Below are 8,427 nucleotides of genomic sequence, written 5' to 3' on the forward strand. Positions count from 1 at the left end.
GTTGTTGAGAGCTCATGTGAGATAGAAGCGTTTTCGCTTGAGGATTGTTTGGAGATGTCTATGAGCTCTTTTAGCTCTCTCATTAAGTTGTTGAAACTTTTAGCCATTTGGGAGAGCTCAAGTGGAGCGTTTTCATCCACAAGAAGAGTGAGATTTTTATTGTTTCCTATGTTTGCAAGTGTCTCTTTAAATCTCTCTATCGGCTTTACTACGCTTCTGTTTATCAAAAACAGAGCAACTGCAATTATTACCACAAGAAGGAGAATAGAGTCTATGGCAAGAGTATCTCTTATGCTGTTTGGAACCTCAAGAACCTCTGCTTCGTCTATCTCAGAGAGTATTGCCCACTTGAAATCTTCGCCGATATTTATTGTGCTAAAAGAGGAGAGCACGGAATTGCCGTTGTAATCAACTACTATTTTAGTATCTGTTTTGCCCAAGAGAGCTTCTTTAGACGCCTCAGTATCAACAGAACCTGTAGCAGGATCTGCAAAAGATGCTTCAAGAGAGTGGTTTTTTGGGTCTAAAAAACTATCACTTCTCATAAGCTTGTCGGATCCTACCAGATAATCCTCTTGAGATTTACCATACCCCTTTCGGTACTGCATAATGTTTTTAATTGCATCATTATTGATTTTAAATACCAAAACAGCCTTTACTTCAGCATTTACCACTATAGGCGTTGCTATAAACATGGCAGGTAAATTTCCATCGGCTGAATAAGGTCTCATGTCAATAAAAGTCGGGCGACTGTTTTGCAAGCTCTCTTTATAAACTTGGCTAAGAGCGCTATCTTTTAGGGGACCGTATGTAAGGTTTGTACCGTAGTCGGACTCTTTTTTAGCGGAGTATATAACATGCCCATGTTTTGCCCCGATGACATAAATATCGCTATATCCATACTCTTTTAAATATTTTTGAAAATATACCTCATGCGGAAGCCTCTCCTCTTTTGCAGATGGATCATTTACCGGAAAAGGCTCATTTTCTTTTACTTCCAAGTCATCATAAACGCTTAAAAGATCCCAGGTAATGTTTTGAAGGTTATTACTATTTGCCAAGACATCAATATCTCTTATGCAGTCTCTAAAAAAAGCTTCAATCTGAGACTTTTTCAAATCTCTGAGGGCAGTTAAATTTGCGTAGCTGCTCTCTAGCAGAGCAGCTTTGCTTTTTGAACTTGCTATATATGTCGCTACTGCCCCAAGGAGCGTTAACGAGAGGGTTATAAGCAGTAAAACCTGGATTTTAACGGAGAGTTTTTTCATATCTATAAATAGCCTTGTCTTATTTTTATGTTGAATTGTATAAATCAATTATTACAGAACCATTACGTTATATATGTCAATTTGTCATATATTTAATATCTTCAAAACTATAAGTGTATAATTCTTCAAATACCTTAAAAAGGCTAAAAAATATGTCCAAAAAAAAGATTCTCTTTGAGTGCCAGCACTGTGGATTAACAACTCCAAGATGGATGGGAAAATGCACAAACTGCGGAGCTTGGGACTCATTTGTAGAGCTTAACGAACATCAGCAAGAAGTTGCAAAACAGACAAAATCAGCCTCTGGCTCATCTTCTAAAGCACAAAGCATCAACGATATAAAAGAAGAGGAGATATTTAGGTTTAGTTCCGGAAGCATAGAGCTTGACATGGTGCTTGGCGGGGGTGTTGTTCCCGGTTCACTTACTCTCATCGGCGGAAGCCCCGGTGTTGGAAAATCGACTCTGCTTTTAAAAGTCGGCGGCGACATAGCTTCAAGCGGACAAAATGTTCTTTATGTGACAGGAGAGGAGTCTGCAGGGCAGATAAAACTTCGTGCAAATCGACTAAGTGCAAATCATGACTCTCTGTATCTTCTTAGCGAAATACGACTTGAGCAGGTAATAGTTGAGCTTGAACATCGCAATTATGACTTTATAATTATCGACTCCATTCAGACACTCTACTCAGAAAACATCTCATCGGCTCCTGGTTCCGTAACGCAGGTAAGGCAGATTACTTTTGAGCTGATGCGCATCGCAAAAGACAAAAATATCGCCATCTTCATCATAGGGCATATAACAAAAGAGGGGTCAATTGCCGGTCCGAGAGTTTTGGAGCACATGGTAGATACGGTTTTATATTTTGAGGGCGACTCTTCACAGGAGCTAAGAATTCTTAGAGGATTTAAAAATCGTTTTGGACCGACAAGCGAGATAGGAGTTTTTGAGATGAAGGGCGACGGACTTGTCTCCGCCACTGATGTAGCCTCCAGATTTTTCAATCGCAACTCAGAGCAGGCAGGTTCTGCTTTGACGGTTATCATGGAGGGTTCGCGCCCTATCATACTTGAAGTTCAAGCGCTTGTTTCTGAGTCTCACACTGCAAACTCAAAGAGGCAGGCTACAGGCTTTGACACAAATAGACTCAACATGTTGCTGGCACTCTTAGAGAGAAAACTGGAAATCCCTCTCTCTGGATATGACGTATTTATAAATATTACAGGCGGCATAAAGATAAACGAGACATCAGCAGACTTGGCAATTTTGGCGGCGATTATAAGCAGTTTTAGAAATCGTGCCATCTCCAAACAGACCGTCTTCATAGGCGAAGTCTCTCTTGTGGGCGATGTAAGAGAGGTTTATGCAATGGATACACGGCTTAAAGAAGCAAGTATGCAAAATATCTCAAAAGCGCTTATCTCTAAAAAACCTCTTGAGAAGTCAACTATGAAAATATTTATTGTCGATGAAGTTACAAAACTACTGGAGTGGTACTGATAATGCCCATATTAAAATCCGCTTCAACCTATTCATTGTATAATCCTAAAAATCAAAAAAGGAACCAACTATAATATGGACGCTAAAGTAAGAAGCGAAGAGAAATTTGCAAAGTTATCAATCGCATACAGTGGAAAAGAAGAGGGAAAGTTGGTCTGTTCAACGATCGATGAGATAACTTCTAAATACAAAACAAAACCAGAGACATACACATGTAACATATCTAACAACAGAGAAGTTGTTGTAATCGAGTACCAAGATGACATAGATCGTGAGGCTGGAGCTGTCTTTGAAAAGATTATCAAAGCTCTAAATATAACAATTTGTGATTAATAGCAGTTGCTTATAAAATAATATTTTTTTTGATATACTAGCAAAATAAAAATCAAGGAAGCCCCATGCCCAAAGAAGAGAGCAAAGAAGAGAATAAAGAGGAAAAGAAAAAGTCAAGCAAGCTGTTAATGATTGTAATTGTTGCTGTTTTAGTACTTATCGTCATAGGTGGTGCGATAGTCACTGTTCTTCTCTTAAGTGATGATGAAAAAACCCAGAGTGCACAGCAAGCCGCTGCCCCTCAAGCTCAAGAACAAAGGACTTCATATAGGGATGCAAGAAACTCTGAAGATATGGTCTCTAGAAAACTAAGTGAAATTGGCACCTTGTACCCGCTTGATACTTTCACGGTCAACTTAAAGAGTGATGCAGGTCGCCGTTACCTAAAAGCTACCATCTCACTTGAGCTTGACGGAAAACAGTTGGGTGTTGAGCTTGACAACAAATCACCTGTTATAAGAGACAGAATTATCAGGATTTTAACATCTAAAACACTAGAAGAGATATCTTCAAAAAAAGGTAAGCAGAAAGTCTCTGAGCAGATTGTCGATACGCTAAACTCAATGATTACAGACGGAAACGTAAGAAGTGTATATTTTACAGAGTTTGTCATACAGTAGATGATAGGCATAGACCTCATAAAAACATCTCGCATGAGAGGGTTGATTGAGCGCTTTGGAGAGAAGGCTCTTTGCAGGTTTCTCTCTAAAGAAGAGATTGCACTTGTAAAAAACTACAAAACTGCTTCGGGCTTTTGGGCTGCCAAAGAGGCGTTTTCAAAAGCTCTTGGAGTCGGAATAGGTTCTGAGTGCGGTTTTCATGACATAGTCATCTATAAGAGTGAAAACGGAGCTCCCCACTTAAGAGTATCAAAAAAACTTTTGGAAAAATTCAACATTTCAGATTTAAGCCTCTCCATAACACATGACGGAGAGTACGCCATAGCAGTTGTGGCAATACAGACGAATTAAAATCAGCCTCCGCCCACAAAATCAAGTAACTCAACCTTATCCATATCCTTTAAAATACAACTCTCCCAATTATCCTGTTTTACTATCTCCATATTTAGAGCAGCTGCCATTACCTTGCCATCAAGGTTAAGCTCTTCAATAACTCTCTTTAAAGTTATGTTTTGCGGGAGCTCTTTTGTGTCACCATTAATTATAAGTTTCATTTATTCTCTTTTTTTAAAATAATATCTTATTTTCTTGAACATTCGGTGAATTAAAAGATATAATTATTTTATCAAAAATTCAAAAAGTGATTAATATGTTAAATTCCAAAGAGTTATTGGCACGTACCAAAGGTTTATCCATCCTCTTTGCTGAGGATCATGATGATTTAAGAGACAACACAAGAGAGATTTTAAAGACATTTTTCTATCAGGTTGACAGCGCAGCGAACGGCGAAGAGGCCATTAGGAAATATAAAGAGTTTTATCAAACAAAGTTTAAACACTACGATATTATTCTCTCAGATATTCAGATGCCACGCATCAACGGAGTTGAACTCGTAGAGAGTATCTACGAAATCAACCCCGACCAGATCGTTATAATAGTATCAGCCTATGATGACTCTAAATATCTACTGCCTTTAATCAATCTCGGCATTGAGCAGTTTATAAAAAAACCTATAGACTATCAAGATCTATTGAAAGTTCTCTTCAATGCCGCTAAGAAACTCGGGACATCAGAGACACAAAATAGCACAAGCAAAGGTATATCGCAGATAAAGCTAAATGGTTCGTGCACGTTTAACAAAGATACAAATATACTTCTTGTAAACGGAAATATGATGACATTGACAAAATATGAGATTATATTTTTGCAGCTCATTAGCGACAAGATAGGCGTTATTTATTCAAATGAAGATATTACAAACCACTACAACGCACTTAATGAAAGTTTAGATATTGTAAACATAAGAAAACTGGTCTCAAAACTCAGAAAAAAACTTCCCGAAAACTCTATTGAGAGCATCTATGGAATTGGTTACAGGATGATACCGATTCTACACTAAAGTCTGAAATTTCTACTTTTCTTCAACGTGTTTTAGCAGCGCACTATGCACGAAACCATTGCTGCTTAAAATGATATGCTCATCAAGGCTATAAGCTTCACCCTTTTCGTTCGATATCTTCCCAAGAGCCTCTTCAACGATCAATACCCCTGCCGCCACATCCCAAGGCTTAAGATTGCACTCATAGTACGCTTCAAACTTGCCACATGCAACATAACACAGATCAATCGACGCGGCGCCTGTTCGGCGAATATCTCTGGTTACAGGAAGAAGATTTGCTATCGTGCGAAGCACCCACTCATAATCCTCTCCCTTTTTGACTTTAGTGTAGGGAAATCCGGTAGCAATCAACGACTGCTGGAAGTCACGCTGTTTTGAAACAAAAATCGGCTTGGCGTTTAAAAATGCACCCCTGCCCCGCTCTGCACTGAAACACTCATCCAAAACAGGATTGTAAACTACTCCGGCAATTGGCTTGCCATCTTCCCACATCCCCACAGATATAGCACAAAACGGCAATCCGTGGATAAAGTTGGTAGTACCGTCAATCGGGTCAATATAGATTGCTTTTTTAGGATACGTAATCTCTTTCGTACTCTCTTCCCCGACTATCTCAAAATCTCTAAATGCTTCCTGCAGACTTATGCTCAAACGCTTCTCTATAGCCACGTCATACTCTGTAACGAGATCAACCGTGCCTTTGTACTGCACTTTTTTCTCAGCGTGATAACCTTGTAAAAAAAGTTCACGACACTCCATAACGATGTTTATAAGTTTTTCTCTAATCATAATGAGATTGTATCATTTTGTATCGAAAATAATTGAAATAATTCTCTTAATAAATAGTGTTAATATAAATATCTTTATTTAAGAGATTTGCTATATAATTAAGGTAACTCAATAAAAAGGTGAAATGTCATGAAAAAAGATGAAATGATTAAAGAGGCGAAAAAACAGTTAGTTAGGTTCCAAAAAGAGATAGATGAGATTAAAGAAACAAGCTCACATCTAAGTGAAGAAGCCAAAAAAAAATTTGACATAAGCGCAAAAGAGCTAGAGGCTCTCTATAATGATGCACACACAAAATTTGACGCTCTTTCAAACAAGGCAGAAGAAAACTTCAAAGACGTAAAAGAGTTTGTAGAGTTGACAAATAAAGCTCTAAAACACTCTTTTAACTACTTTATGTCGCATTACAAAAAGAAAGAAGTAGAAGCTGATAAATCAACTAAAGTCTCGAAAAAATAAGTTTTAACGAGACTTCTTAACTTCTTACTTACTTTTACAACTCTCCCCTAAAGGCACTATCCAAGATGGAAGCTTTCAGGGCTTTGAGGCTAGCCATCTTCTCTTTTTGTAGCTGCTTTATTTTTTCTATTTTTTGAGAAATATCATCTAAGTATGCTACTACTTTTTGTTGGATTTGGAGGGGTGGTGTTGCTATTTTAATTTCTTTTAGATTGGTTGCATTAACATTTGGTTGTGCTCCACCAACTTTAATTGTATTTAATTGAGTCCAGTACTTTGGAGAATGACAAAAATAAAATAAAAAAGTTGAATTCATGTCATCACTAGGTTGAATTCTTATTAAGTAAGAAGCAAATACAGATACAAAATCTAAATCAAATAATGCAACTTTTCCAGCAGTAGCACCACTACGAGCTACCAATATGTCACCTTTAGAGAGTTTAAACCTGTTTAATTCTTTGTCTTCGATATTTACATATACAAAATTATCTTTAAATTTTCCATTTTCGTTTATATCTGTAATACGAATAAAGACAGCATTTCCCTTATCTTTAGCACTATCTGTATATCCATATCTAATATTTAAACTAACATCATCAAAGGACTTAGTTGAATACTTCTCTTCCAATTCTCTAAAAACATCATTCAGAACACTTCCCATAAATGCGTTGGCTTCGTCCATGTTTTTTTGATGCAGGGCTATTGATCTGTCTATTTTTTCAAAGAGCAAATCCAATTTTGAAACTATTCTCTGTTGTTCTTGGAGTGGCGGAATAGCAAAAAACATTTGTTTAACTAATTTAAAGTGTCTGCTATATCCCAATGATTCTATTTTTTTTGATAAAAATTGAAAATACAAAAATTTTAAATCATATTTGTTTTTATCTTTTTCTTTTAATATTTTTGTTCCATCTGCACCAATAACAAAATCAAAATCAACATATTTAATCTGTCTAGTATGGTCTCCAAAAATAATACAATTGGATTCATTTGAATATTTTTTTTCAATAGAGTTTGTATATCCAATAATAAATTCTTTTCCTTGGTCAATTATTGGTAATAATCCATTTTCTAAATATTCTGTTTTTTGTATTTGATATGGTTTAGAAGTTGGAGTATTAAAAACTTTTGAAAATTCAATCCACTCCCATCCATCAGGAAGCTCATACAACTCACTCATTGATATCTTTCCCAATCAATATAGCCTCAATCTCATCCATCAAATCATTTATTTCGCTATTGTTAAGCTTGATATTTTCAACCAATTCTATCGGTGATTTATGCTCTATCGTCTCATTTTTGTTTGGATTTTTAGCACTAATATCGAACTCTTTTATGTCGTTTACATGTACAATCCAAGAGTTACATGTAAGCGTTCTATCTTGCCACACATCTAAAAACTCTTTGAAGTGTTCGTGCTGAATAGGTTTGTTCTTTGTGAGCTTATAAGGCGGATTTACTTCGTAGTAAAAGATGTCCGAGGTGCTTCCTTTTCTCTCAAAAAAGATGACATTTGTTTTTACGCCGCTGTAGGGCAAAAATGTACCTGCGGGAAGGCTAAGCACGGTATGAACATTGAAACGCTCCAAAAGCTCCTGCTTAACCGACTTAAAAGCGTTGTTTGTTTGAAACAAAACACCCTCGGGGATAACCACGCCGCATTTGCCTCCAAGCTTGAGATGGTTCATCATGTGCTGTAAAAAGAGCAGTTCGGTAGCGTTTGACTTGATGGGGAAGTTCTGCTGGATGTTGTCGTTCTCTTTTCCGCCAAAAGGAGGATTTGCCAAGATGCAGTCAAACCTCTCTTTTTCTTCGAGTCCTCGTATGTCTTTTGTGAGAGTATTTGCTTTTGCGATGTTTGGCGATTCGACTCCGTGAAGTATCATGTTCATTACGCCCATGACATAGGAGAGCGGAGTTTTTTCATTGCCAAAAAATGTCTCTTCGTTTAAAAACTTCAACTGCTCTGTTGAGAGTTCTCGCTGTTTGTTTGCTTTGATGTCAGTGTAGCGTATGTGGTTGTACGCTTCGATGAGAAATCCGCAGCTTCCCACGGCAGG

General features: G+C 37.2%; 11 protein-coding genes. 6 read left to right on the forward strand and 5 right to left on the reverse strand.

Going from position 1 to position 8,427, the window contains the following annotated elements:
* The coding region (locus tag IBX42_RS10140) for a methyl-accepting chemotaxis protein (RefSeq protein WP_294932551.1) at positions 1-1,268 on the reverse strand (1,268 nt) is incomplete at its 3' end.
* A 152-nt stretch (positions 1,269-1,420) separates the two neighbouring features.
* Between IBX42_RS10140 and radA the strand changes: the two genes are divergently transcribed.
* The 4 genes from radA (at position 1,421) to acpS (ending at position 4,071) form a co-directional block, all read left to right on the forward strand.
* Positions 1,421-2,767 carry a DNA repair protein RadA gene (gene radA, locus IBX42_RS10145; RefSeq protein WP_294932552.1) on the forward strand — a complete coding sequence of 449 codons (1,347 nt, stop codon included), beginning with the start codon at positions 1,421-1,423 and terminating at the stop codon, positions 2,765-2,767.
* Positions 2,768-2,842: 75 nt separating this feature from the next.
* Positions 2,843-3,100 (forward strand): hypothetical protein, encoded by a 258-nt coding sequence (locus IBX42_RS10150; RefSeq protein ID WP_294932554.1) that lies wholly within the window; start codon positions 2,843-2,845, stop codon positions 3,098-3,100.
* A gap of 65 nt (positions 3,101-3,165) precedes the next feature.
* Positions 3,166-3,720 carry a flagellar basal body-associated protein FliL gene (fliL, locus tag IBX42_RS10155; protein ID WP_294932556.1) on the forward strand — a complete coding sequence of 185 codons (555 nt, stop codon included), beginning with the start codon at positions 3,166-3,168 and terminating at the stop codon, positions 3,718-3,720.
* Positions 3,721-4,071 carry a holo-ACP synthase gene (gene acpS, locus IBX42_RS10160; RefSeq protein ID WP_294932558.1) on the forward strand — a complete coding sequence of 117 codons (351 nt, stop codon included), beginning with the start codon at positions 3,721-3,723 and terminating at the stop codon, positions 4,069-4,071.
* 2 nt (positions 4,072-4,073) lie between these two features.
* Here the strand turns inward: acpS and thiS are convergent, their stop codons facing one another.
* A complete protein-coding gene (gene thiS / locus IBX42_RS10165) occupies positions 4,074-4,274 on the reverse strand; it encodes a sulfur carrier protein ThiS (RefSeq protein WP_294932560.1) in 201 nt (66 codons plus the stop codon).
* Between the two features lie 95 nt (positions 4,275-4,369).
* On the opposite strand from thiS, the gene IBX42_RS10170 reads away from it, so the two are divergent.
* A complete protein-coding gene (locus IBX42_RS10170; protein ID WP_294932562.1) occupies positions 4,370-5,119 on the forward strand; it encodes a response regulator transcription factor in 750 nt (249 codons plus the stop codon).
* A 12-nt stretch (positions 5,120-5,131) separates the two neighbouring features.
* Here IBX42_RS10170 and IBX42_RS10175 read toward each other — a convergent pair whose 3' ends face one another.
* Entirely contained in the window at positions 5,132-5,908 is a 777-nt protein-coding gene (locus IBX42_RS10175) for an inositol monophosphatase family protein (RefSeq protein WP_294932564.1), read from the reverse strand.
* Positions 5,909-6,037: 129 nt separating this feature from the next.
* Between IBX42_RS10175 and IBX42_RS10180 the strand changes: the two genes are divergently transcribed.
* The gene (locus IBX42_RS10180; RefSeq protein WP_294932566.1) at positions 6,038-6,367 is read left to right on the forward strand and encodes a hypothetical protein; all 330 of its coding nucleotides are present in this window, start codon (positions 6,038-6,040) and stop codon (positions 6,365-6,367) included.
* Between the two features lie 34 nt (positions 6,368-6,401).
* On the opposite strand, the gene IBX42_RS10185 is transcribed toward IBX42_RS10180, so the two are convergent.
* Both IBX42_RS10185 and IBX42_RS10190 read right to left on the reverse strand, forming a co-directional pair.
* Positions 6,402-7,547, reverse strand: a complete 1,146-nt coding sequence (locus tag IBX42_RS10185) for a restriction endonuclease subunit S (RefSeq protein WP_294932568.1) — start codon at positions 7,545-7,547, stop codon at positions 6,402-6,404.
* The coding region (locus IBX42_RS10190) for an N-6 DNA methylase (protein WP_294932570.1) at positions 7,540-8,427 on the reverse strand (888 nt) is incomplete at its 5' end. The genes IBX42_RS10190 and IBX42_RS10185, both read right to left, overlap by 8 nt.

The organism is Sulfurimonas sp. (assembly GCF_014859695.1).
Taxonomy (GTDB): Bacteria; Campylobacterota; Campylobacteria; order Campylobacterales; family Sulfurimonadaceae; genus Sulfurimonas.